Below are 24,647 nucleotides of genomic sequence, written 5' to 3'. Positions count from 1 at the left end.
CCGCCGCTACGGCGGGCGGCGCCGAGCAGGAGCCGGTCCGCGCCGGCGGCCGTCGGATGCGTCATGGGTCTCTCCTACGCCGACGGCCATGGTCTGCCCTGAAGGCGAGACCATGGCCGTCGTGTGCCATTACAGGCAGATGGTGATGCTGTGCGAGCTGTGGCAGAGCAGGCTGAGGCTGCTGTTACCGCCGCCGCCGCCGTTCTCGCTCACCATTCCCTGAAGGTCAAGAAGCGCCATTTGTCTTCACCTCCTTTCGGGCTGGATAGAGGTGGCCGCCGTGGAGGTCTCCACGGGGGGAACATGGGCCGTTCCGAGGAACGGCAGCCCCGCCGGGGCGTCGTGGCGCGCCGCGCCGATGGCCAGCAGCACGCCGGCGGTGCCGGTCGCGAGGTCCATCGACAGCCGGTACATGTGCTCGCCTGGTACCGCGAGCCCGTCCGCGTACGGCAGCGCGTGCCAGGCCAGGTCGCGGATGTGGCGCGCGACGCAGGGGTCGTCCCGGTCGTGCCCGGCAAGGTAGAGCAGCATCCCGGCGCGCCCGTTGAACAGGCCCGGCTGGGCGTAGTAGCGCGACCTCGCGGCGAGCCGGACGGATACGCGGACGTCCTGGAACTCGGCGTCGTCCGGGCGGTGCCGGAGATACTCGTCCACGACGAGCCCGACGCCCACGCTGCCGCGGCCGAGGTAGGGCAGGACGCGGTGGCCCTGGTCGACGTGCAGCGCCCCGTTGCCGTCCTTGACACAGGCGGCGAGGTCGCGGCGCAGCGCCGCCTCGGCGAGGTCGAGCAGCGCCTTGTCGCCGGTCCTTTCGTAGGATCGGATGAACATCAGCGCCGTTCCCGCCCCGCCGTACATGAGGCCGGGGCGTGGGCTCGGGCTCGGTCCGTCCGGCGAACGGTCCGCCGTGATCTGGACGGCATGGCGGGCGGCGTCCTCCAGCGAGGGTTCGCCCGTCAGGTCCGCGAGGTGGCCGAGGACCAGCGCGTACCCGGGCAGCCCGCCGTACAGGTCATCGCCGAGCCGCTCCCACCGTTCGTTCAGGCAGTGCGCGACCGCGTCGAGCGCGGCGTCGACGTGCCCGAGGCGGGCGAGCGCGTAGGCGGCGCCCTGGAGGCCGTCGTACAGGCCGAGTCCCGTCCCGCGTGGCGGGTCGGCGGCCCGCGCGGCAAGCCACTCCTCATGCTCCGGATGGCGCCCGGCGCCGGTCACGTCCAGCGTGTACAGGACGCCCGCGGCGCCATGGGCCAGCCCTAGGGCCGCCCCGGCGAACTGCTCCACGTCGCCCGGGAAGAGCCGGTCGCGACGCTGCGGGGTGGCGCTCGCCAGGACGGCGCTGGCAAGGGCGCCGCGGGCGCGGTCCCATCCCTCCGCGTCCGTGCCGAACACGGGCGCGGGGGCGTCGGGGACGCCGCGGGTGATCTCCTCGACCGCCTCGTCCAGGAACGGGCGCGGCACCGGGAAGTACTCGCTGATCAGGTCGGCGAGCTGGCGCGCCTTCCCCCGGTCCATCACGAACAGGGTGGTCATCGGGACGAAGAGCGCCAGCCGCAGACACGCCAGGCTGTAGCGGTCGACCTCGGTGCCGCGCCGGTCGGGCGGGGCGAGGAACGCGGGATTGGCGAGGGTCTGCCGGCCGCCGTCGGCGGCGGGCGCGGCGACCTCGAAGTCGATGAGCGCGACGGTGTCGTCCGGGCGCACCATGATGTTGAACATGTGCAGGTCGTTGAAGGCCACGCCGCGTTCGTGGACCGCCTCGACCACCCGCTCGACGCCCTCGTGGACGCGCAGCGCCCATGCCGTGTACGCGGCGACCTTGCCGGGCTCCGGCTCGGGGTCGAGCATCGGATGCTTTTCGGCGAAGAACGTGTTGAGCGTCCGTCCCTCGATGAACTCCTGCACGAGGAAATGATGCTCGCCTAGGGTGAAGGAACCGCGGACACCGGGAATTCCGTCGATGCCGTCCAGCTGTTTCAGGATGTCGCGTTCGCGGCCGAGCCGCTCGACCGCGTCGGCGCCGTCGGCGGCCAGTCCCGCGTACGGTCTCGCCTCCTTGAGGACGACCTTCTCCCCGGTTCGCGTGTCGATTGCCTGGTAAACACCGCCGCCGTTGGAGAAATGCAGCGCCTTTTCGATCCGGTAGGGCAGATCAGTCGTCGTGGTCGCGCTCCGTGCCGCCAGATGCGGTTCGAGACAGCGCGGCAGCGTTACCCATTCGGGGACGGAGAAGACGGGATTGCGACGGTCCGGGACGAGTTCGCCGGAGCCGTTCTCCAGCGCCGCGACCAGTTCGCCCCGCTCGTCCAGGCAGCGCCGCTCGGCGAAGCCGCCGTAGCGGACGTGCAGGGGACCCTCGCCGATGCGCAGGTCACTGAGGATGTAGGGCCCCGGTAGGCCGGACAGGCGCTCACCGAGCACCTCCAGCACCGCCGCCAGCTCCTGCTCGTCCCGCGGGTAGATGGTGACGAGCTTGCCGCTCGCCCCGCGCGGCGCGTACTTGGCGTTCCGCATCCGCAGCGTTCCCGGGCCGCGCAGGTGCTTGAACTCGATGCCGTTCTCCACACAGTGGTCGAAAGAGTGCGCGAGGACCTCGTCCGCACTTTCCGCGCAGCCGGTGACGTGGACCTTCCAGCCCTGGAGCGGTGTGCCCTGCTCCGGCGGAACGTACACCGTCCACTCGTCCCCGCGCACTCTTTCCCAGCCTTCTGGAAGCGGCCGGTCCGCAACGTCGAATTCAGTTTCCCGGGTGGTCGGAGGGGAGTCGTAAAAGAACTTGTCCGCGAGGCAGTAAAGCTCATACCTCTTGTCCACGACGACATTCCCTTCCGTTCGGCGCCGGCGTCCGGCGCTCATGAGAAAAGAATGGCAGCCACAGCGGAACGGGACTAGTAGCCGATATAACGACTCAACCGTGAAGATCTACTACAGACCGTGCGACGTTCGTCACCGAACCGCCCGCCCGCCTGCGCGGGCGCTCATCCCGCGGGGCTGTTGAGGATCGTGACGAGCCTGTCCTCCTCGTGGTCCAGGTGCGCCTCCACCTCGGTGGTGAGCCGTTCCACCTCGGCTGCGAGGTCCGCCGGATCGGGGCGGCCGCCGGCGAGGACGGCCTGAAGGTCGTCCAGGAGCCGCCTGATCACGCGGTGTTCCTCGCGGAGCATGTTCAGGGCGGGGGTAAGGCCCGGGGCCTCGCTCTCCAGGACCGGGAACATGCCCTGCTCCTCGCCGGCGTGGTGGTTGCCGAGGCCCTCGCAGAGCGTCAGGCAGTTGACGCGGAGCTGCGCGCCCACCGTGGACCCGGACGCGGTGACCTCCTTGCGGATCAGTTCGAGCTCCCGGCGGAACAGGGCGTGGATCGCGACGAGCTTGTCGCCCGGGCCGCCCGGCACCGGCGGCGGCCCGGCGGTGACCGGATCGAGCGCGACGACGGGCAGCGTCCGGGCCGCCTTGGTCTCGTACTCGCCCCAGCCGGGGTCGGCCTCGACCGCGCGGGCGAAGACGGTGTCGCGGTCCGCGCCCTCCAGCGCGGTGGCCCGCGCGTCGTAGGTGAACAGGCCCGTCTCCACGGTGGCCCGTGGGTCGGCCAGCAGGTTGTGGTACCAGTCCGGGTGGCGCGGCGCGCCACCGGCCGAGGCGATCACATGGATGCGGCCGCCGAGGTCCGGCAGGTAGCCGACGGGGACGGTGTGCGGGGCGCCGGACCGTGCGCCGGTGGTGGTGAGCAGGACGAGCCTGCCGCCCTCGAAGGGGCCGCCGACGCGCCCCTCGGTGCCGCGGAACTCCTCGATGATCTGCTGGTTGACGTCGTTCGACATTTGTGGTGTTGCTCCTGATTTAACGGCCCGCAGACGATTCGCGGGCAGGCTGAATTCGCCACGGAATCGACCTTGGCCGCGGCTTGTCAAAGGCGTGTGGACGCGCCGGAAAAGGGCGGGGCGCGCGAAATGCACGGCACCGGTCCAGCAGGACACGCGGTACCGCGGTAAGGGTGAAGAGGGAGCGCGAAGTGCGCGGATACAGGCGGCGGTGGGCCTCGGGCCCTGGCGCTCACGCCGTGGCCGGGTGCCTCACTCGCTTTTGGCCCATGGCCGACCCGGCAGTCACGAAATCAAGATTAATAGAGCGGGAGACCGGTGGCAAGTGCCGTTCCTAAAGACCCTCGCGATGCGCGAATGCGGCGGCCTGGGTGCGGCTGGCGACGTTCAGCTTGGCGAGGATGTTCGAGACGTGCACGCTCGCGGTCTTCGGAGAGATGAACAGCGCCGCCGCGATCTCCCGGTTGTTGCGTCCCTCCGCGACGAGCGTGAGCACCTCCCGCTCGCGGACGGTCAGCGCGGCGAACGGCCCGGAGCGGACGCCGGCCGCGGAGCCGGAGCCGGGCGCGGACCGTCCCGCGTCCAGCCGCGCCCGGGTCCCGAGGTCGCGCAGCGCCGCCAGCAGCGGCGCGGCGCCGAGCCGTTCGGCGATGTCGACGGCCGACCGCCACTGCGCGGTGGCCTCCTCGCGGTCGCCGGTCTCGGCGAGGGCCTCGGCCAGCCGGTAGCGCGACCGGGCGACCTCGTAGACGAACCCGTCCCCGCCGTAGGTGAACAGGTCGGCCGACGTGCGCCACGCGCCGGGGTCGTGGTCGCCGTCCAGCCTGCGGCGCTCGGCCTCGGCTCGGGCGAGCCAGGCGTGCCCCTCCAGCCCGAGCCAGGCGCGCGGATGGTGACCCCAGGTGGTGGTGGCGACCAGCCGCGCCAGGTCGAGCAGGCCGTCGCCGGCCTCGGCGGCGGCGCGGACGGCGTCCTCGTCCCCGGCGGCGCGGGCGCGGGCGGCGAGGTCGGCGTGCGCCCACAGGCCGGTCGCGGCGATCCGGATGATGCCGGGCTCGTACGGGTACAGGACGCCCAGCACGCTGGTGATGTGCTCGATCGCGGTAGCGGGCTCCCCGCGCCAGAGCGCCTGCTCGGCGGCGAGGCCCCGGGCGACGTAGGTGAGGAAGCCGTCCCCGCCCCACAATGGCGCGATCCAGCGCAGCCGTTCGTCGACGGTGGGCGCGCCACGTGCGACCTCCACGAACAGCGCGTACGCGGAGACCCTCGCCTCGGGCGGGCGGACGACCTGGATCGTGAACCCGTCGGCCAGCCGCGCCGCCTCGTCCCAGTCCCCGGACGTGTAGTGGATCAGGTACTGCAGGCTGCGGAGGACCGTCCCGAACGTGCTCCATTCGAGGCCGTTGTCCAGGGCGTGTTTGACGCCCTCGTCGGCGGCGAGCGTCGCGCCGGCGAGGTCGCCGCGGTCGAACTTGGTGCGGGCGTAGTGGAACGCGGCGCGCAGCGCGACCGGCTGGTTGTCGTCGTCGGCGGCGAGGTCGCGGGCCCGGGCGAACACGTCGGCGACCGCCTGGTCGGCCTCCCGCGACTCGCGGTAGAGACCGAGCGTGACCAGCAGGCTGGCCTCGGCGTCGCCGGCGCCGGCCGCGCGCGCCTCGACGACGGCGTCCTCGGCGAGGCCGGGCAGCAGCTTGCCGGGGTCCTTCCAGAGCAGTTGCCGGGCGTAGGTGGCGAGGGCCCCGGCCCGCACCTCGTCCGGTGGGCCGGGCGGGAGCATCTCCACCGACTCGCGGGCCACCGCCAGCGCCTCGTCGTCCTCGTCGATGTCGGAGAGATAGGACGCCAGGTGCTCGCGGATCCGCGAGCCGAGCCGCAGGTCGGCGGGGTCGGCCACATCCAGCAGCCGCCGTAGCCGCGAGATCGCCCGGCGGATCTCGCCCGCGCGGCCCGACGCCCGGACGGCGGCGAGGGAGAGCGTCATCCGGTCCTTCCCGGCGACGCGCTCGGGGTCTGGGACGGTGTCCCACAACTCCAGCGCCCGGTCGAAGTGCTCGAACGCCTCCGCGGGGGCGCCGAGCCGCTCGGCCTCGCGGCCGGCGCGGACGGACGCGGCGAACGCGGCGGGCAGGTCGTGCGCGGCGAGGCTGTGGGCGGCCAACTCGGCCGCCGAGCCGCGCCGCCGGTCGGGTGTCCCGTCCGGCCCGCCGGCCAGCAGCCGGGCGAAGTCGGAGTGCAGCCGGGTCCGCTCGCCCGGCAGCAGGTCGGCGTAGATGGCCTCCCGCAGCAGCGCGTGCCGGAAGGTGTAGCCGGCACCCACCGGGACGAGCACCTGGTGCGAGACGACCTCCCGTAGTGCCTCGCCGGCGGCGGCCTCGTCCAACCCCGACACCCGGCGGACCAGCTCGTCGTCGACGCGCCGCCCGGCGACGGCGGCGGCCCGCACGACGCGCTGCGCGTCCTCCGACAGCCGCTCCATCCGGGACAGCAGCAGGTCGGCGAGCCCGGCGGGCAGCGCCTCACCGGTGCTCTCGGCCGAGTACAGCTCGGCGGCGTAGAACGCGTTTCCCTCCGAGCGGTGGTGGACCCGCTCGACGATCTCGGCGGTCACCGGCGCGGCCCCGGCCGCCAGCGCGGCGAGGTACTCGGCGGTCTCGCCGGGCCCGAACGGCACGACCTCGACGGCGGTCACGTTCGGCAGCCGCAGCAGCTCGGCGACGACCGGGCGCAGCGGATGGCGCCGGTGCAGGTCGTCGGAGCGGTAGGTGCCGATCAGGCAGACGCGCTCCCGCTGGAGGACGCGGCTGAGGAAGGTCAGCAGGTGCCGCGTCGAGCGGTCGGCCCAGTGCAGGTCTTCCAGCACCAGCAGGACGGGCCGTTCCCGTCCGAGCTCGCCCAGCAGCCCGAGCGCCGCGCCGAACAGCTGCTGCTGTCCGAGCTCGGACGCCGTGCCCGGTGCGCCGTCACCGTCCGGCAGCAGCCGCCCCAGCACGGGACGGGAGTCCAGTGCGGCGCGGACCGCGCCGGCCTCCGGCGTGGCAGCGCGCGCGGCGGTCCACAGCGCGTCGGCCAGTGGCAGGTAGGGCATGCTCTCGCCCAGCTCGGCGCACTGACCGACGAGGACGGCGCAGCCGCGGTCGCGGGCGGCGCCGGTGAGCGCGGCGACGAGGTGGGTCTTGCCGACCCCGGCGTCCCCGCTGACGAGCACGACGCCGGCGCTGCCCGCGGCGGCCCGGTCGAGCGCGGCGGTCAGCTCGCCGAGCTGCGGCGCCCTCCCGATCAGCACCCGGCGCCCCCGGACGTCGCGTATTCGGCCATGTCGCACAGTATCCCACCGGCGAGAACGCCCGGTCACGTACGAGCCGGACACGCGAGGGCCCCGGATCCGGGGAGGGATCCGGGGCCCCTACGCGGCGATGCGCGTCAGCCGGCCAGGGCGGGGGCCAGGTCGGCCTCGCGCTCCGCCTCGTCGGTCTCCCGCGGCCCGGGGACGGGCACGGGCTCGGGCTCGGGCTCGGGGAGCGCCTTGGCGTAGGCGCGCAACGTCTCGCCCGCGATCCGCTCCCAGGAGTAGCGGGAGCGGGCCCGGTCCGCGGCGGCGATCGCGTAGCCGTGCAGCGTGGTCTCCTCGGCGAGCAGCGCGCGGATCGCCCGTCCGATCACGGCCGGCCGTCCCGCCGGGACGTGCAGACCGGTGATCTTGTCGAGCACCTCGTCGGTGTGGCCGCCCGCCGGGGTCGCCACGACGGGAACGCCGCAGGCCATGGCCTCCAGCGGCACCGCCGGGGACGGCTGGACGGGGGCCAGGCACAGCGCCAGCCGGGCGGTGCGCAGCAGCTTGGGCAGCGCCTTGCGGGGCAGCCGTCCCAGGAAGATGACGCGGTCGGCGACGTGCAGTTCCTTGGCGAGGAGCATCAACCGGTGCACGACCGGGTCGTTCTCCAGGTCCTCGCGGTCAGGGCCGCCGGCGACCGCCAGTTCGGCGCCGGGGACGTGCACGAGGGCGCGCAGCGCGGTCTCGACGTCACCGGCCTCCAGGTCGCGGCAGACCATCACCAGACGGTCCCGGTCGCTGGAGGGCATCGCGGGCCCGGCCTGCGCGAACTGGTCGGCGTCCACACCGTAGGGGATCACCTTGACGGCGGGCCGGGGGACGCCCATCCGCACGACGGTGCCCGCCTCTTCGGCGTTCCCGGCGAGGACCGTGTGGGCGCCGCGTCCGATGGCCTTCTCCAGCCGGTCGCGGTGCGGGTGGACCTCGTGCCCGGCGCGCCGCTCGGCGGCGGCGACACCGTGGTAGCTCTGGAAGAAGGGGATGCCGAGTTCGCGGGCCACCGCGCAGGAGGCGAGGCCGGCGACCCAGCCGTGGGCGTGCACGACGTCGGGGCGGCCCGCACCCGACCATCGGCGGCGCAGCGCGTCGGCGAGGTCGCGGACGTGGGCGAGGTGCTCATCGTCGGTGAGGGGCCGGGCGGGCCCGGCATCGAGGTGGACGAGCGCGGCACCCGGCCCGAGCCGGATGCGGCCGCGTGCGGCCGGGTCCTGGCGCCGGGTGTACAGCGTGACGTGGTTGCCGTCCGCGTCATTGGTGCGCGGCCTCGCCAGCGAGCGGGCGAGATCCCGGACGTGGACGGAGTGCGCGTGTTCGCCGTCGAGGTCGGAGGCGGACACGAGAGCAATGTTCAGCGGGCGGTTCATGACGAATCCTCCGGGACAACACAGGGGAAGCCTGGAGGTATCTGCGTCGTAGACACCTGCTCGGAGGAGACTATTTCCGGGCACGCACCCCGTCAAACCTCGCGAATCGGATCGTTTCCTCGGTCACCCCTTCGCACCGGGGGTGACCGGCGGGGATACTGGGAGGGATGGACGACGAACCGCTCTGGTACGTGGCCTACGGCTCGAACCTCTTCCGCGAGAGGTTCGGCTGCTATCTGTCCGGCGGCCGTCCGGGCGGTGGCGCCCGCCGCTACCCCGGCTGCCGTGACCCACGCTCGGCCCGCGCGGAGGCGGCGGTCACGCTCCCGGGCGGCATCTACTTCGCGTTGACGTCGCTGACCTGGGGCGGCGGTATGGCCTTCTACGACCCGGAGCTGCCCGGGCGCGCGGCCGCCCGCGCCTACCTGCTGTCGCGCCGCCAGTTCAGCGACGTGATCTCCCAGGAGATGCGGCGCGCACCCGGCACCGACCACGACCTGTCCGAGGTGATCGGGACGGGTCGCCAGCGGCTCGGCCCCGGCCGCTACGAGACCGTCCTGAAGGTCGGTGAGCGCGCCGGCCACCCCATGGTCACCTTCACCGCCCCGGCCCCGCACGGCCCGGCGGAGCTGAACGCGCCGACGGCGCCCTATCTGACCATGCTCGGCAACGGCCTGCGCGAGGCCCACGGCTGGACGGCGGAGCGGGCCGCCTCGTACCTGTGCGCCCGCCCCGGTGCCACCGGCGCCTGGCACCCAGGTACGGTGATCCCCCTGCTCACCTCATGGAACCTCGACGACGTTCGCTGAGCCACCGATCCCCTCGCAGAGGGGGGCCGGGGGCTTACCCCATGATCGGGAGGATGATCGCCGAGGGGTGGGCGGGGGAGTGGAACACCTCCTGGTCGGCGGTGAGCATCGCGGTGGCGGTGCCGATGGGCTCACCGGTGCCGGGGTTGCGGGCGACCCGCGGGTAGGCGCCGCTCGCGACCTGCACCCGGACGCGGTGACCGCGGTGGAAGCGGTGGCCGGCCGGCCACAGCTCCACGGCGACGCGGCGGACGCCGTCCTCGTCCGGTTCCGGCGTGCCGGGGACGAGCCGGCGCATGCCCTCGCACAGGTTGCGGGACTCGCCGTCGGGCGAGACGTCGCAGAGCCGGACGACGAAGTCGGTGTGCTCACGGTTCGAGCGGACCCGCAGGTCGGCCAGGACCGGGCCGATGATCTCCAGGTCCTCGTCCAGGATGGCGGAGGTGTAGGTCAGCACGTCCCGGCGGCGCTCCAGGCGGGCCTGGTCGATGGACGGGCGGCTGTCGCCGAGCAGGGTGGGGCCGCCGAGGAACGGGGTCGGGTGTTCCGGGTCGTAGCGGTAGGTGTCGGGAGGGTTGACGGCCGGATCCGGCCCCGGCGGTTCGTCCGGTGCGAGGGCGCGGCCCGGTTGAAGGTGCCAGCGTTGCTCCCGCATCCCCGGGACGGGCCAGTCGGGGAACTCGTGCCACTCGCCCGCGCCGGTCACGAACAGCCGGACCGGCTGTTCCCGCAGTTCGGACGGGTCGTCCAGCAGATGGGCCCGGAACCAGCGCACCGATTCCCCGACCGACCCGCGCATCATCCGCTGGTCGGCGTGGAACCACGGGCCGATCGTCAGGTAGGGGCGGTGCCCGGCGGCCCGCAGGGCGGCGTAGTCCTTGAGCTGCCAGGGCAGGAAGATGTCGTACCAGCCGCCGGTCATGTTCACCGGTGCCCGCACCTGCGAGACGGTGGGGCTGAAGTCGCGCTTGTCCCAGAACGGCGTGTCGGGGCCGTTGACCAGCAGTTCCTGGAAGAAGCGCTGTTGCGCGCCTGTCGCGAGCCGGTCCAGCTCGGCGAGCGGACGCCCGGACAGCGCGGCCCGGCGGGCGCGGCGCGGCGACATGATCCCGGTCGTGATGCCCGACAGCGAGTGCTTCATCCGGGCGGTCAGATCGACCCAGATCAGCGCCGACTCCAGCGCGAACGTCCCGCCGACGTTGACCGCGTCCCGGAAGGTGGACGCCGTGACCTGCATCGACAGGGCCTTCAGCTCCGGTCCGGCCTCCGCGGCGACGGCCCACTGCACGTAGCCGAGATAGCTCGGGCCGTGCATGGCGAACGTGCCGCCGAACCAGGGCTGCTCCTTGAGCCAGGCGATGGTGGCGAGGCCGTCCTCCCGCTCGTCCAGCGCCTCGAACACGCCACCGGAGCCGAAGCCGCCGCGCACGCTCTGCACCACGGCCTGGAACCCCTGCGACGCGAACGCCTGCCCGCACATCAGCCCGAACGGGCCGCGCCGTCCGTAGGGGGAGCGGACCAGGACCGTCGGTGCCCGCTCCACGTCCGCCGGCGCGTACCGGTCGGCGAGCAGCGTCACGCCGTCCGCGGCCGGTACCCGCAGGTCCTTGTCGACCGTGACCCGGTGGGGGCCGTTCTGCAGTCCCAGCGCCGAGACCCCCAGTCGGCGCATCATCCCCTCGCCTACCACTTGATCGATCGTAATCGCCACTTCCGGGTGCCGGGCGGGTGCCGACGTTCCACGACGCGTCTCACACACCCCGGTCCTTCACTACGATCAGGGGCAAATCCGGATTGATGCCGCAAATCAGATCTCACCGATGGGGAGTGGACGGGTGCTCTATGGATGACCTGGACTGGCAGCGGGTCATCATCGCGGCGATCGTCATGGTCGCCGCGCTGGCGGTCGCGGTGGTGCTGCGGCTGCTGACCGGCCGGCTGTTCCGCCGGGCCGGGGATACCCGCTGGGCCTGGGACGACCTGGCCGCGCGCCTGGTCCGCGACCTAGCGGTGCCCGTCGCCGTGCTCGGCGGCGCCTGGATCTCCGCCAAGGTCCTGCACCTGCCGCGCGGCAGCCTGGACGTGACGGCCAAGGTCCTCACCGCGGCCACGATCTTCGTGGTGTCGCTGGCGCTGGCCAGGCTCATCGCGGGCGCGGTCGCCTCGGTCGCGATGATGCGGCAGGGCGTCGCCGCCAACGTCACGATCTTCGCGAACATCACCCGCGTGGTCGTGATCGGCATCGGCCTGCTGGTGATGCTGCAGAGCCTCGGTGTGTCGATCACGCCGCTGCTCGGTGCCCTGGGGGTCGGCGGCCTCGCGGTCGCGCTCGCCCTCCAGGACACCCTCGCCAACCTGTTCGCGGGCGTGCACGTCCTGGCGTCCAAGACCATCGAGCCCGGCGACTACATCAAGCTGAGCAGCGGGCAGGAGGGGTACGTCGTCGACATCAACTGGCGTAACACCTCCATCCGGACTCTGTCCGACAACATCGAGGTCATCCCGAACGCCCGGTTCTCCGACACGATCCTCACCAACTTCCACCGGCCGGCGCAGGACATGTCGCTCCTGCTCCAGGCGAAGGCGCCCTACGAGGCGGACCTGGAACGGGTGGAGAAGCTCGCCGTCGAGGTCGGCGAGGGGGTGATGGCGGACGTGCAGGGCGGCGTGAAGGACGCGGAGGTCCTCGTGCGCTTCCACACGTTCGGTGAGTCGTCCGTCGACTTCACCGTCATCCTGCGCACCAGCGAGTTCGGCGACCAGTTCCGGATCAAGCACGAGTTCGTCAAGCGCCTGCACCGGGCGTTCCGCGAGGCGGGCATCGAGATCCCCTACCCGCGTCGCCGGGTGACGCTCGACGAGGTCCCGAGCCGGGACGGCCTGAGACTGTAACGCCTCGGCCCACCGGCTCTACCGGGGCCGGACTATCGGGATCAGGACGTCGTCGACCACCGAGGCGAGTTGCTCGTCGTCCATGGTGACGCCTTCGGTGAGGTTCCGGTAGACGATCATCGCCGGGCCGACCTTGGCGATCTGGCGGGTGGCGGCCTCGGGGCGGACCTCCCCGCGCGCGGCGCCCTCCACGAGCGATTCGTACAGCCGGTCCATGACCGGCTGCGAGATGCGCGCCCGGATCACCTCGTGCATGATGCCCTTGCCGTCGCCGCTCTCCTCCTTCAGCACCTTGAGCGCGGCGCCGCGGCAGGCGACCAGCGTGTCCCGCAGGCAGGTCAGGAGCAGCAGCATGTCCTCGCGCACCCGCCCGGTCGAGGGCGCCGACGGCGGGTCGGGCAGGACGTGCTTGAGCGCGTCGGTGACGAGCTCGTCCTTGGACTGCCAGCGCCGGTAGAGCGCGGCCTTGCCGGTCCGGGCCTCGGTGGCGATGCCCTCCATGGTGAGCCCGCGGTAGCCGACCGCCTTGAGCTGCTCGAAGACGGCCTCGTAGATCGCCGCCTCCAGGTCGCCGCCGCGGCGGCGGGTTCCCGTGCTCACCACGCGCCCCCCTGCCGTCGAGCCGGCGCCGCCCGATCCGACCCCGCGAAAATAGTGAACGGTAGCGTTCTCTTTCGCGGGAATCGGTGATACGTTCCCCACATAGTGTACTTCGCCGTTCCTTAAATCCTCGTCCCCCGGAGGGTCCTCGTGACCGCATCCAACGAGCGGACGGCGGCGCGCGGGGAGTTCACCGCTCCCGACGCCGTCGTTCCGCCTCTCCATCATCGCCTCTTCCAGCGGCCGGGAGTCATGCTCGCCGTCATCGTGGGCTGCCAGCTCATGATCGTGCTCGACACCTCTGTCGTCACCATCGCGCTCCCGCAGGTCCGCGACGGGCTCGGGCTGTCGACGGGCGGGCTCGCCTGGATCCAGAATTCCTACATGCTCGCATTCGGCGGGCTGCTGCTGCTCGGCGGCCGCGTCGGGGACGTGTTCGGCCGCCGGCGGACGTTCGCCGCCGGGATCGTCGGGTTCACCCTGGCGTCCCTGGTCGGCGGGTTCGCCACGAGCGGCTGGTTCCTGCTCGCCGCCCGCGCCGCCCAGGGCGCCGCGGCCGCCGTCGCCGCGCCGAGCGCGATGGCGCTGATCGCGACGAACTTCCAGGGCGCCGCCCGCGTTCGCGCGCTGAGCGTCTTCTCCGCCGTGAGCGGCGCGGGCGGTGCGATCGGCATGCTGGTCGGCGGTGTGCTGACCGAGGCGGGTTCGTGGCGGTGGGTCTTCTTCATCAACGTGCCGGTCGGTGTCGTCCTGGCGCTGCTCGCGCCGCGCGTGCTCACCGAGACCGAGCGGCGCCCCGGACGCTTCGACGTCGGCGGCGCGCTGGTCTCCACGGTCGGGATGACCGCGCTGGTGTACGGGCTGATCCGGGCCGGGTCGGACGGCTGGAGCGACGGCCGGGCCCTCGCCGCCTTCGCCGCCGCGGCCGTCCTGCTCGGCCTGTTCGTGGCCATCCAGGTGCGCGTCCGGCAGCCGATCATGCCGCTGTGGCTGCTCACCGGACGTGACCGCGCCGCGTCCTACCTCGTCCTGCTGCTGCTGGTCGCGGGGATGTTCGGGGCGTTCTTCTTCCTGACCCAGTACCTCCAGCAGAACCTCGGCTACGGGCCGCTGCGGGCGGGCGCGGCGTTCCTGCCGCTGGTCGGGCTCCAGTTCGCCACCGTCCGCGTGCTGCCGCGGGTGCTGCCCCGGACCGGCGCCCGGCCGCTGGTCGTCGCCGGGACGCTGCTGTCGGCGGTGGGCATGCTCTGGCTGTCGCAGATCTCCGCCGGGGACGGCTACGCCGTCGGCGTGCTCGGCCCGTTCCTGCTCATCGGTGCCGGTGCCGGGATGTCGATGATGCCGCTGAACGTGACGATCCTCGGCAGCGTCGCCCCCGAGCACTCGGGAGCCGCCGCCGGCGTCGCGCAGACCATGCTGTGGTCGGGTGCCTCGCTCGGCTCCGCCGTCCTGGTCACGGTGCACAGCTCGGCGGCCACGGCCACGGATCCGCTGGGAGGCATGGGGGTGGCCTTCGCCGCCGCCGCCGCCTTCGCTGCCGCCGCCTTCCTGGTGAGCCTGCTGATCATGCGGGTCGCTCGCGCCTAGCACCTCGTCCTCGCGGGTCAGCGGTGTTCGGGCGGGTCCTCGAACCACGCCAGCAGCTCGGACTGGCCGAACAAGCGGGCCGTGTCTGCGGCGGACGGGGAGCCCGCGTGCGGGTCGGCGCCCGCCTCCAGCAGGGCCCGGACCACGTCCGGCTCCTTCTTGAACACCGCGCCCGCGAGCGGGCGCTGCCCCCGGTCGTTCGCCCGCTCGGGGTCGGCGCCGTGGGCCGTCAGTGCCCGGACCGTCCCGGCGTGGCCGTGGTAGGCGGCCAGCATGAGAAGCGTGTCGCCCTTGTCGTTGGCCAGGTTCACCGGCACCCCGGCCTCGATATAGGCGATGAGGGACTTGGTCTCGCCGGCGCGAGCCAACGCGAACAACCGGGTGGCGAATCCCTCCAGCTCAGGGTCGGGCTCGCTCATGGGAGGACCCTACTGTCCGTCCGAGCCGCTGGCGTCGGCGACGAGACGGCCGCCGAGGCTGCCCTTGCCGTACCGCAGCCGCTTCTCCAACGCGACCAGCGCCCCGTCATCGGGGACGGAGGAGAACCGGACGTCGTCGGCCAGCGTCCGCATGATCAGCACTCCGCGCCCCCGCTCGGCGCCCGGGCCGGGGAGCGGGATCGTCTCCGGCTCGAACCCGGGCCCCGAGTCGATCACCTTGATCACGCAGCGCCGGTCGAGGATGGTGGCCCGCACCGTGTACCCGTCGCCGTTCTCGGCGTGCTGGATCACGTTCGAGCACGCCTCGGTGAGCATCAACTCGATGTCGTCGCAGATCTGGTCCTCCACGCCGAGCGCCTGCAATGCCGCGTCCAGGATCTTGCGGGACGCGGGGACGCTCGCCGCGTCCCGGGGCAACAGCAGGTCCAAGCTGATCTCCACGTCGTCTCCGTCTTCGCTCGATATGTCCCCTACTCGTGCCCTCGCCGCCGCGCTCAAACCATCGCCCGCGCGCCGCGCCCGCCCGTCGCCCCCGCCCTTCTCAGGCCGGGATGCCCGGCCGTGGCGCGTAGTCGTCGACGTACTCCTGGCCGGACAGATCCCGGATCGCCTGCATGATCTCGTCGGTGACGTCGCGGGCGGCCCGGCCGCGCGGGGTCCCCGCGTCCCGTCCCGCGAAGTCCAGCGGCGGGCCGATCCGCACTCCGATCCGGCCCGGTTTCGGGACGGCCTGGCCGCGCGGCTGGACCCGGTCCGTGCCCTCGATCGCCACCGGCAGCACGGGCGCGCCGGTCCGCATCGCCAGCCGCGCCACTCCCGTCCGGCCGCGGTAGAGCCGCCCGTCGGGGGAGCGGGTGCCCTCCGGATGGATCGCGAACACGCCGCCGCCCTCCAGCACCCGCGCGGAGGTGTCGAGCGCGTCGAGGGCGGCCCGTCCGCCCGACCGGTCGACCGCGATGGCGCCGACGCTGCGAAAGAACGTCGCCATCACCCGGCCCCGCACGCCGGGCCCGGTGAAGTACTCGTGCTTTCCGAGGAAGTGGACCCGCCGCGGCACCATGAGCGGCAGCACGAACGAGTCGAGGAACGCCAGATGGTTCGCCGCGAGGATCACCGGACCCGTCCGCGGCACATGCCGGAGCCCGCTCACTTTCGGCAGGAACACCACGCGCATCGCGGGGCCGAGCAGGACGTGCTTGAGCAGGGGATAGATAAGGCGTTCGGGGTCCATGTCCGAGCAGGTTATGGCTCCCGCGCCCACCATCGCGGTGCTGCCCCGTTACAAGAACCCGCCCCCGATTCTTGTAGGGCGCCGCCATTGTCCGGTCGTTGCGCCGGCCCGTTCCCGGTGGGGAGCCGGTCAGCCCGCGGCGGCGGCGCGCTCCGCGCTGATCAGCTTGCGGACCGCCGGCGCGGCCGGGCCCGAACGGGCCGTCAGCTCCGCGATCCGCCGCCGGTACCGCCGCCGGTCCGGGCCCGGGAGCACCGACGACATCTCCCCGGCCGCCGCCAGCGCCACCGCCGCCGCGTCGTAGCTGTTCACATGTGCCACCGGACGTCCCCGCAACGCCGACGACGCCCCGCCCCACAGCGCCTTCACCACCCGCGGGTCCTTCACCGTCACCCGATCGGACGGGAACAGCCCGAGCGTCCGGTGCCGGGTCACCCGGATCCAGCCGCCCCGCCGCAGCTCCTCCCGGACGGTCGCCACGAACGCCCTGCTGTCCTTGCGGATCCAGTACCGCCAGGAGCGGGGCCGCGACGCCGAGATCTGCGCGAGCACGCCGTACGGGTCGTCGCCCGGTGTGCCCGGCACCGGACGGCGGCCGTCCTCGCCGAGCCGGCCGTCCAGGTACAGCTCGGTCAGGGCCGCCGCGCGCAGCACGTACCCGAGGTGCGACCCGCGCGTGGTCATCCGCTGCTTGCGCAGGTCATAGGCCAAGAGGAACATCCGTGCCGGCAACGAGTCCGGAGTCTCGATCATTCATCGCTCCCGTCAGTCTCCGCTGTGGACGGCCGCCCCGGGCGGCGCATCCGCCTCGCCGACCCGGGCATCCGCCCGGCGTCGGCGAGGGCCTGCCGCAGTAGGAACTCGATCTGGGCGTTGGTGCTGCGCAGCTCGTCCCCGGCCCACCGGGCGAGCGCGTCGTGCACCGCCGGGTCGAGCCGCAGCAGGATCTTCTTGCGCTCGGAACTCACTGGTAGAGCGAGCCGGCGTTCACCACCGGCTGGGCATCCCGGTCGGCGCACAGCACGACCAGCAGGTTGCTGACCATCGCCGCCTTGCGCTCCTCGTCCAGCTCCACCACGTTCTCCTCGTCCAGCCGGTCCAGCGCGAGCTGCACCATGCCGACCGCCCCCTCCACGATCCGCTGCCGTGCCGCCACCACCGCGCCCGCCTGCTGGCGGCGCAGCATGGACTGCGCGATCTCCGGCGCGTACGCCAGCCGGGTGATCCGCGACTCGATGATGTCCACGCCCGCCGAGGCCACCCGCAGGCGCAGCTCGTCCGACAACTGTCCCGTGATCTCGTCGGCGTTGTCCCGCAGCGAGGTCCGGTCGTGCGCGTCGTAGGGGAAGCTGCCCGCGATGTGCCGGACGGCCGCCTCGGTCTGGAACGCCACGAACTCCACGAAGTCGTCGACCTCGAACACCGCCCGCGCCGTGTCCCGCACCTGCCACACGACCACCGCCGAGATCTCGATCGGGTTCCCGTCCAGGTCGTTGACCTTGGCGTGCCCGGTCTCGTGGTTGCGGATCCTGGTCGACACCTTTCGCCGGTCGGTGATCGGGTTGACCCACCGCAGCCCGTCGGTGCGGACCGTTCCGGCGTACCGCCCGAGCACCTGGAGCACCCGCGCCTCGTTGGGCGCCACCGGCGTCAGCCCGACCGCGACGACCAGCCCGGCCAGGATGAGGAGCACTCCCACGACGATCCCGACCGCGATCGCCGCACCGCCCCCGGCAGCGATCCCGACCAGCACCGCCACGGCCCCCAGCAGGATCAGGCCCAGCGCCAGCCCCAGCATCGGCCAGCCGCCCGCGTCCCGCGCGGGCCGCTCCGAGATCTGCGGCCGGGGCATCTCCACCCGCGTCGACTCCTCCATGAACCCCTCCTCTTGTTATCACCAACCTATCAAAGTGATATCACTTTTTCCACTCCACGGTACGCTCCGGCACCGCCTCCTCCGCGGCGTCCTCGATGACCTTGGGGACGGAACGGAGTGTGACCAGGGCGAAGCCGGCCACCAGGGCGGCGAAGCCGGCGCTGCAGGTGAGGGCGGCGTGCATGCCGTCCACGAAGGCGACGCGGGCCGCGGCGGTGACCTGTGCCGCGAGCCCGCCGGGCAGGCCACCGGCCGCCTCCATCGCGCCGGCGAGGGAGTCACGGGCGCCGGCCGCCGCCGCACCGGGCACGCCCGCGGGCAGATCGAGGCTGTCGCGGTAGACGGCGTTCAGCACGCTGCCGAGGATCGCCATGCCGAGCGCGCCGCCCAGCTCCGTCGCCGTCTCGGAGATCGCCGACGCGGCGCCCGAGCGCTCCTTCGGGACGGAGGCGAGCACGGTGTCGGAGGTGGTCGTCAGCGCCAGCCCCACGCCGGCGCCGGCCAGCACCATCATCGGGACCATCGCCAGGTACGGAGTGTCCAACCCGATCGTCAGGTACAGGGAGAAGGCGGCGGCGGCGAGGGTCATGCCGAGCGCGACGACACGGGCGCGGCCGAGGGCCGAGATGAGCGGCGGGGCCAGCGCCGCGCCACCGACCATCGCACCGGCGGCGCCCGGCAGCCCGGCCAGCCCGGCCTTGAGCGGCGACCAGCCGAGCGCGAGCTGGAAGAACAACGAGAAGATCAGCGACTGCGCGACCAGGGTGAACATCGCGAACATGGTGGTGCCGACCGAGCCACTGAACGCCGGGAGCCGAAACAGCCGGATGTCGATCAGCGGCTCGTCCACCCGGGTCTGCCGGAGCACGAACGCGGCGAGCGCCGCCGCGCCGAGGACGGCCGCCACCGGTACCCGGGGCCCGTCCACGCCGTGCGCGGCCGCCTCCTTCACCGCGTACACCAGGCCGAGGACTCCCGCGACCGACAGCGGCACGCTGAGCACGTCCATCCGACCCACCCCACCGAGGGGACGTGACCCGGGCAGGACCAGTGCCCCGGCGACCAGCGCCGCGACCATGATCGGCACATTGATCAGGAACACCGAGCCCCACCAGAAGTGGTCGAGCAGCGCGCCGCTGACCACCGGGCCGAGGCCCACCGCGAGGCCGCCCATCCCCATGAAGAGCCCGACGGCGGTCGTCCGTTCCTTGGGATCGCTGAACACCCGCCGGATCAGGCTGAGGCAGGACGGCATCAGCGTCGCCCCCGCGACGCCCAGCAGCGCGCGGGCCGCGATCAGCAGTTCCGCGCTCGGCGCGTAGGCCGTCACGGCGGACGCCCCGGCGAACAGGGCGGTGCCGATCAGCAGCAGCCGCTTGTGTCCGATGCGGTCGCCGATGCCGCCCATCGTGATCAGCAGCCCGGCGAGGGCGAAGCCGTAGGCGTCGGCGATCCACAGCGTCTGCGTCGCGGACGGGTGCAGGTCCGCACCCAGATGCGGGATCGCCTGGTTCAGCGCGGTGAGGTCGATGTTCGGGACGATGGCGAGCAGTCCGCAGATCGCGAACGTGCCCCACTTGCGAGCCGGTGAGTACATGCAGCAGAGCGTCGACGCCGGCGCTGACCACCCGCGCACCGTCCGCTGACCGTCCGCCCGGCCGCCGTCAGGTGCGCAGGAGCGCGAGGGCCTCGGCGCGTTGCGCGGCGGCGCCCCGGGCGTAGGACGCCTCGTACGCGGCGTCGCCGGCGAGGCGTCGCGCGCCGGACGCGACGCGCTCGATGTCGGGGTCCCCGGCGACCCGCACGCCGCGCAGTGCCCGCGCCGCGCCGAGCAGCAGCGCCGCCCGCGTCCCGTCCCCGTCCACGAGGTCCGCGCCCGCCAGGCCGACGGCCGCGCCGGCCTGGTGCATGAAGACGGGATGGTCGATCGCCACGTCCAGGGCCTCGCGGAACAGCTCCCGCCCTCGCGCCGTGTCGCCCTCGTCGACCGCGACCCAGCCGAGCCCGACCAGCGCCAGCGCGCGGATGGCGGTGGCGATGAACCGCTCGGACGCGAGCCCGGCCAGCGCCATCTCGTGCAGTCGCCGCGCCTCGCCCAGGTCGCCGCGCAGCCGCGCCACCCGGCCGAGCCCGTGCTGGGCGCCCGCGACCTTGTCGGGCGCGCCCGCGCGGCGCGACAGCCCCGCGCCGCGCGTGAAGTCGGCGTGCGCCGTGTCCAGGTCCCCTGCGTGGATGTGCACCTCCCCGCGCCGGTACAGCAGGTCGGCGGTGTCCTCCAGCGCGCCCAGCCGCTCGACCAGCGCGAGCGCCTCATCCAGCAGCGCCAGCGCACGGACCCGGTCACCGCGCCAGTCGGCGAGCTGGGCGAGCGGGTCCAGGGAGTTCGCGATGCCCCAACCGTCCCCGGCCGCCCGGAACCCGGCGACGGCCTCGGCGCACGCCCGCTCGGCGCCCTCCAGATCGCCGCGGAACTGGCACAGGAAGCCGTCGCTCATCAAGATCAGCGACCGTGACCACGGATCGTCGCCGATCTGGCGCACCATGACCGGGACGTTGGTGCGGCTCGGTCCCGCCGTGAGCGCCCAGAAGACGGTGGTGACCGGGTACGCCAGCGTGTGGTCGATCCCGTTCAGCAGCTCCTCGGCCCGGTCCAGCCACGGCCCCGCGCGCCCACCTCCTGCCACCGCGTTCGCCACGCACAGGACGTACTCCTCGTGCAGGTCCGCGGGCGGGTCCAGGTCGACCACGCCCAGCAGCGCGGTGGCCAGCGCCGTCCCCTCGATCCGCCCCCGCAGCCACCAGTACCACGACAGCGACGCGACGAGCCGCAGCGCCAGCCCGGGATCCAGCCGGACGCACCGCCGCAGCGCCGTGTGCAGGTTGCCGTGGTCGGCGGCGAGCGCCTCCAGCCACGCCACCTGGTCCGGGCCGCGCAGATGCGGGTCGGCGCGGCGGGCGAGGCCGAGGAAGTACTCGGCGTGCGCCCGCTGGAACCGCTCGGTCTCCCCGGCCACCTCCAGCCGCTCGGCGCAGAACGCGCGGACGGTGTCGAGCATCCGGAAGCGCGTGCCGTCCGTCTGCACCAGGGACTTGTCGGCCAGCCCGACGAGCAGCTCGTCGGCGTCCTCCACGTCGCACACGCAGCCGGCCGCCTCCAGCGTGAGCCCGCCGGAGAACACCGTCAGCCGCCGCGCGAGGGTCTGCTCCGGCCCGTCCAGCAGGCCCCAGCTCCACTCGACGACGGCCCGCAACGTCTGGTGGCGCGGCGCCGCGCCCCGGTTCCCGCGCGACAGCAGCCGGAACCGGTCGTCCAGCCGCGTCGCCACCTCGGAGACGGGCAGCGAGCGCAGCCGCGCCGCCGCCAGCTCGATCGCCAGCGGCAACCCGTCCAGCGCTCCGCAGATCCGCAGGACCGCGGCCACGTTCCCGTCGTCGACCGCGAAGCCCGGCCGGACCGCCACCGCCCGGTCGGCGAACAGCCGCACCGCCGGGAAACCCGTCGCGTCCCCTACCGGCGTGCCCTCGGGCGGCACCGCGAGCGGTGGCAGCGGGCGCAGCGCCTCACCCGTGACGGCCAGCGCCTCCCGGCTCGTCGCGAGCACCCGCAGGTCGGGGCAGGCGCTCAGCAGCCGATGCGTCAACCGCGCGACGGCCGCCACGATATGCTCGCAGTTGTCCAGGACGAGCAGCATCCGCTGCCCGGCCAGCGCCGCGACCAGCCGCTCCTCCGCCCCCGGGTGCGGCTCTCCGGCCCCCGGCAGCATCCCGCTCTCCCGCAGCCCCAACGCGGCGAGCAGCGCCTTCTCCACCTCGAAGCGGTCCACCGGCGCGAGGTCCACGAAGCAGACCTCGCCACCCTCCCGGCCCGCCGCCTCGATCGCCAGCCGTGTCTTGCCCGCCCCGCCCGGCCCGAGCAGCGTGACCAGCCGCCCGTCCGCGAGCATCGCCCCGACCCGTCGCACCTCCTCCTCGCGTCCCACGAAACTCGTGAGCTGCGCGGGCAGCGCGGCCCGGACGGGACGCGCCGCCTCCCGCGGGACCGCGTCACCCCGCAGTATCGCCAGGTGCGCGTCCGCCATCTCTCGGGACGGGTCGGCGCCCAGTTCGTCCGCCAGCAGCCGCCGCCCCTCCTCGAACAGCGCGAGCGCCTCCGCCTGCCGCCCGTCCCCGTACAGGGCCCGCATGAGCAGCGCCCGTGCCCGCTCCCGCAACGGGTGCCGGTCCACCAGCTCCCGCAGCTCCGCGACCACCGCCCCCGGCGCCCCGAGGCCGATCTCCGCCTCGGCGCGGTCCTCCGCCACCGCGACGCGCCGCTCCTCCAACCGCACCACCCACACCGCCGCGAACGGTGCGTCGACGTCGGCGAGCGCGGGGCCCCGCCAGAGCCCGAGAGCGTCCTTCAGCAGACCGGCAGCCCTCGCGTGGTCCCCGGCGGCCAGCGCCTCCCGCCCGTCCCCGGCGAGCCGCTCGAACACGTGCGCGTCCACCGCGTCCCGCTCCACGGCCAGCCGGTAGCCCGCCGGATGCCCCTCGACGAGCCCCGCGTCCCCCAGCCCCCGCCGCAGCCGCGACACCTGCGACTGCAACGCGTTGGCCGCCCCGCTGGGCGCCTCCTGCCCGTACAGCCCGTCGATCAGCCGCTCCGCCGGGACGACCCGCCCCGCGTCCAGTGCCAGCATGGCCAGCAACCCCCGCACCCGGGGCCCGCCCACCGCGACGACCTCACCCCGGCCGCCCCGGACCTCCACGGCCCCCAGAACCCCGAACCACATCCCCCGATTCTCGCAGCCCGCGCGGACCGCGGCCCGCCGGGTTCCGCGCCTCCCGCCGATAGGGCCCGATTCGCGAACACGCTCCATTCTCACAGTGGAATCGAAGCCCTCTCAGACGCTATACACGCGTAGCTGTATCGCATGGGCCGAGGCTGAAGTCAAGTGGCCGCTAGCGGCCGTTGTGACGGTTCGGGAATGGCGTACATTCCAGATCATGAGCGAGATGCCTGACGCCCTGATCAGAAAATATCTCCCGCTGGGAACCGATCATTTCGATGGGACGTCCAAGGGTGAGCGGCCACCGGCCGAACCTTTCAAGGGCAACCATGTGGAAGCCCTGGTCGACGCGGTCGCCTACTTCGGCGCGCTCGATGACGAGATCGCCGCCCTCAAGGCCGGAAGGGGTCCTGGACGGTACTTCTATTTGTCGGCCTGGTGGCTCGGCCTCGTCGGCCACACCGGTGCGGTCGCGGTCGAGAGCTTCGGCGCCAAGGCCGGTGAAATCGCCAAAAGGTTCGGCGTCCAACCGCGATGGTCCCTGACCGTCGAGGCGGAGCAGTTCGTCCTGCCGAAGAGCGGGAGGGCACTGCTCTACGAACTGTGCGAGCTGGCCATGAAGGGCGTGGATGTGCGCGTGCTCGCCTGGACCTCACCTTTTCTGCCGAAATACAAACCGGTGGCGGACAAAGTCCCCGGCGTCGCGGCATTGAACCTGCACACGATTCTCAGCGTCGACGCGCTGCGCTCCGCGCCCGCCATGAGGGACGCCGTGATGCTCAACATGCTCGCTCATCCGATGGGCGCGGCGCACCTCAAGACGGTCGTGTGCGGCGACCAGACGTCCATGCGCGCCTACACCGGCGGGCTCGACCCCCACATGAGCCGTTTCGCGTCCGTCGACGAACCCGGCGGCTGGCACGACGTGGCCGCCCGCGTCCAGGGCCCCGCGGCCGCCGCGATTCACGACTTCTTCCGCCAGCTCTGGAACGAGCAGCGCCGCCGGCCGACGCAGACCTTCCGGGTGGCCGGGAAGGAGATCCCCTCGCAGACCAAGGGCGTCAAGGAGATCCCCGCCCGTGAACCGACACCCGCGCCCGCCGGTGCGGAGCACCTCGTGCAGGTCCTGCGGACGGTCCCGCGGATGAACTTCTCCTCGTCCGGCCCGACACACTTCCCGGGCGGCGCATTACAGCGCTGGCTGGTGACGAACCTCTCAGGCTTCCGCACACCGGCCCTGTCGTTCGCCCCGGACGGCGTCTTCGAGTTCAAGGCGGCCCTGGAGAAGGCCATCTCGTCCGCCGAGCGCTACATCTTCATCGCCGACCAGGCATTCCAGAGCCAGGAGGTCATGGACTGGATCAACACCCGCAAGGCGGCGAGACCCGACCTGAAGATCATCCTCGTGTACGGCCCTGACCCGGCCGACACCCCGACCGGCCTCTTCCACCAGGCGATCAACAAGCACCTGCTGCGCGGCCCCGACCAGCCGACCGGTATCGCGATCCACCAGTGGGCCGAGGTCACCGCGCACTGCAAGGTGACGATCGTCGACGACCGCTGGTGCGCGATCGGCTCGGCGAACTGCATGCGCCGCAGCCTCTACACCGACATAGAACTGTCGATCGGCGTCCTCGACACCGGGAACGCGTCCTTCGTCCGAACCCTGCGCCGCGACCTGTGGGCCCGCTACTGCGGCCTCTCCCTGCACGCGGAAACACAACCCGCCCGAACGCACGGCGCAGAGCTCGACGCCCTGCAAGACCTGGACAAGGCCCTAGGAGTCTGGGACCCCGACTGGGGCACACCCCCCGAAGGCATCAGCTTGCGCCCAACCTTGCAGCGCCTCCCACTCCCCGTCCCGGAGACGATCCCCTACACCGAGGAGGTCCGAGACCTAGCCGACCCCGACTCCCGAGAAAGACTCTGACCC

The 24,647-nt window shown here is 72.9% G+C and carries 19 protein-coding genes; 4 read left to right on the top strand and 15 right to left on the bottom strand.

Annotation, left to right across the window (positions count from 1 at the left end; all coding sequences use genetic code 11):
• Nucleotides 1-129 precede the first annotated feature (129 nt).
• The 5 genes from AMA02S_RS41675 to AMA02S_RS13910 all read right to left on the bottom strand — a co-directional run bounded on the left by AMA02S_RS41675 (nt 130) and on the right by AMA02S_RS13910 (nt 8,510).
• Entirely contained in the window at nt 130-240 is a 111-nt protein-coding gene (locus AMA02S_RS41675) for a SapB/AmfS family lanthipeptide (protein WP_089315262.1), read from the bottom strand.
• A gap of 6 nt (nt 241-246) precedes the next feature.
• Complete coding sequence (gene lanKC, locus AMA02S_RS13925; protein WP_245667521.1) at nt 247-2,853, bottom strand: class III lanthionine synthetase LanKC; 2,607 nt, start codon at nt 2,851-2,853, stop codon at nt 247-249.
• Between the two features lie 122 nt (nt 2,854-2,975).
• Entirely contained in the window at nt 2,976-3,815 is an 840-nt protein-coding gene (locus AMA02S_RS13920; protein ID WP_067457528.1) for a nitroreductase/quinone reductase family protein, read from the bottom strand.
• A gap of 334 nt (nt 3,816-4,149) precedes the next feature.
• The gene (locus AMA02S_RS44675; RefSeq protein WP_281181878.1) at nt 4,150-7,098 is read right to left on the bottom strand and encodes a helix-turn-helix transcriptional regulator; all 2,949 of its coding nucleotides are present in this window, start codon (nt 7,096-7,098) and stop codon (nt 4,150-4,152) included.
• Between the two features lie 137 nt (nt 7,099-7,235).
• A complete protein-coding gene (locus tag AMA02S_RS13910; RefSeq protein ID WP_067457525.1) occupies nt 7,236-8,510 on the bottom strand; it encodes a glycosyltransferase in 1,275 nt (424 codons plus the stop codon).
• A 167-nt stretch (nt 8,511-8,677) separates the two neighbouring features.
• Here AMA02S_RS13910 and AMA02S_RS13905 point away from each other — a divergent pair, with 167 nt between their 5' ends.
• Complete coding sequence (locus tag AMA02S_RS13905) at nt 8,678-9,319, top strand: histone deacetylase (RefSeq protein ID WP_067457522.1); 642 nt, start codon at nt 8,678-8,680, stop codon at nt 9,317-9,319.
• Nucleotides 9,320-9,353: 34 nt separating this feature from the next.
• Here the strand turns inward: AMA02S_RS13905 and AMA02S_RS13900 are convergent, their stop codons facing one another.
• A complete protein-coding gene (locus tag AMA02S_RS13900; protein WP_067457519.1) occupies nt 9,354-10,994 on the bottom strand; it encodes a CocE/NonD family hydrolase in 1,641 nt (546 codons plus the stop codon).
• A gap of 167 nt (nt 10,995-11,161) precedes the next feature.
• Here AMA02S_RS13900 and AMA02S_RS13895 point away from each other — a divergent pair, with 167 nt between their 5' ends.
• On the top strand, nt 11,162-12,211 hold the full coding sequence (locus AMA02S_RS13895; RefSeq protein WP_067457516.1) for a mechanosensitive ion channel family protein: 1,050 nt from the start codon (nt 11,162-11,164) through the stop codon (nt 12,209-12,211).
• A gap of 18 nt (nt 12,212-12,229) precedes the next feature.
• On the opposite strand, the gene AMA02S_RS13890 is transcribed toward AMA02S_RS13895, so the two are convergent.
• On the bottom strand, nt 12,230-12,811 hold the full coding sequence (locus AMA02S_RS13890) for a TetR/AcrR family transcriptional regulator (protein ID WP_218004955.1): 582 nt from the start codon (nt 12,809-12,811) through the stop codon (nt 12,230-12,232).
• A 150-nt stretch (nt 12,812-12,961) separates the two neighbouring features.
• Between AMA02S_RS13890 and AMA02S_RS13885 the strand changes: the two genes are divergently transcribed.
• The gene (locus AMA02S_RS13885; RefSeq protein WP_067457507.1) at nt 12,962-14,398 is read left to right on the top strand and encodes an MFS transporter; all 1,437 of its coding nucleotides are present in this window, start codon (nt 12,962-12,964) and stop codon (nt 14,396-14,398) included.
• A gap of 17 nt (nt 14,399-14,415) precedes the next feature.
• Here AMA02S_RS13885 and AMA02S_RS13880 read toward each other — a convergent pair whose 3' ends face one another.
• From AMA02S_RS13880 to AMA02S_RS13845, 8 genes are all read right to left on the bottom strand, one after another.
• Entirely contained in the window at nt 14,416-14,817 is a 402-nt protein-coding gene (locus AMA02S_RS13880) for an ankyrin repeat domain-containing protein (RefSeq protein WP_067457504.1), read from the bottom strand.
• Nucleotides 14,818-14,826: 9 nt separating this feature from the next.
• Nucleotides 14,827-15,279, bottom strand: coding sequence for an ATP-binding protein (locus AMA02S_RS13875; protein ID WP_067457501.1), 453 nt, complete (start codon nt 15,277-15,279; stop codon nt 14,827-14,829).
• 100 nt (nt 15,280-15,379) lie between these two features.
• A complete protein-coding gene (locus AMA02S_RS13870) occupies nt 15,380-16,069 on the bottom strand; it encodes a lysophospholipid acyltransferase family protein (protein ID WP_067457498.1) in 690 nt (229 codons plus the stop codon).
• A gap of 129 nt (nt 16,070-16,198) precedes the next feature.
• The gene (locus tag AMA02S_RS13865) at nt 16,199-16,822 is read right to left on the bottom strand and encodes a GOLPH3/VPS74 family protein (RefSeq protein WP_067457495.1); all 624 of its coding nucleotides are present in this window, start codon (nt 16,820-16,822) and stop codon (nt 16,199-16,201) included.
• A complete protein-coding gene (locus AMA02S_RS13860) occupies nt 16,819-17,037 on the bottom strand; it encodes a type II toxin-antitoxin system antitoxin (RefSeq protein WP_067457492.1) in 219 nt (72 codons plus the stop codon). The genes AMA02S_RS13865 and AMA02S_RS13860 overlap by 4 nt, the downstream gene beginning before the upstream one ends.
• Complete coding sequence (locus tag AMA02S_RS13855) at nt 17,034-17,945, bottom strand: SPFH domain-containing protein (protein WP_067457489.1); 912 nt, start codon at nt 17,943-17,945, stop codon at nt 17,034-17,036. The genes AMA02S_RS13860 and AMA02S_RS13855 overlap by 4 nt, the downstream gene beginning before the upstream one ends.
• 40 nt (nt 17,946-17,985) lie before the next feature.
• Complete coding sequence (locus tag AMA02S_RS13850) at nt 17,986-19,542, bottom strand: MFS transporter (protein WP_067457487.1); 1,557 nt, start codon at nt 19,540-19,542, stop codon at nt 17,986-17,988.
• A 67-nt stretch (nt 19,543-19,609) separates the two neighbouring features.
• Nucleotides 19,610-22,717: an AfsR/SARP family transcriptional regulator gene (locus tag AMA02S_RS13845; RefSeq protein ID WP_067457484.1), complete on the bottom strand. Its 3,108-nt coding sequence runs from the start codon at nt 22,715-22,717 to the stop codon at nt 19,610-19,612.
• A gap of 214 nt (nt 22,718-22,931) precedes the next feature.
• Here AMA02S_RS13845 and AMA02S_RS13840 point away from each other — a divergent pair, with 214 nt between their 5' ends.
• On the top strand, nt 22,932-24,644 hold the full coding sequence (locus AMA02S_RS13840; RefSeq protein WP_067457482.1) for a phospholipase D family protein: 1,713 nt from the start codon (nt 22,932-22,934) through the stop codon (nt 24,642-24,644).
• The last annotated feature ends 3 nt before the right edge of the window (nt 24,645-24,647 follow it).

This window comes from Actinomadura macra NBRC 14102 (genome assembly GCF_001552215.1).
GTDB lineage: Bacteria > Actinomycetota > Actinomycetes > Streptosporangiales > Streptosporangiaceae > Spirillospora > Spirillospora macra.
This window is presented reverse-complemented; position numbering and strand designations above follow the sequence as displayed.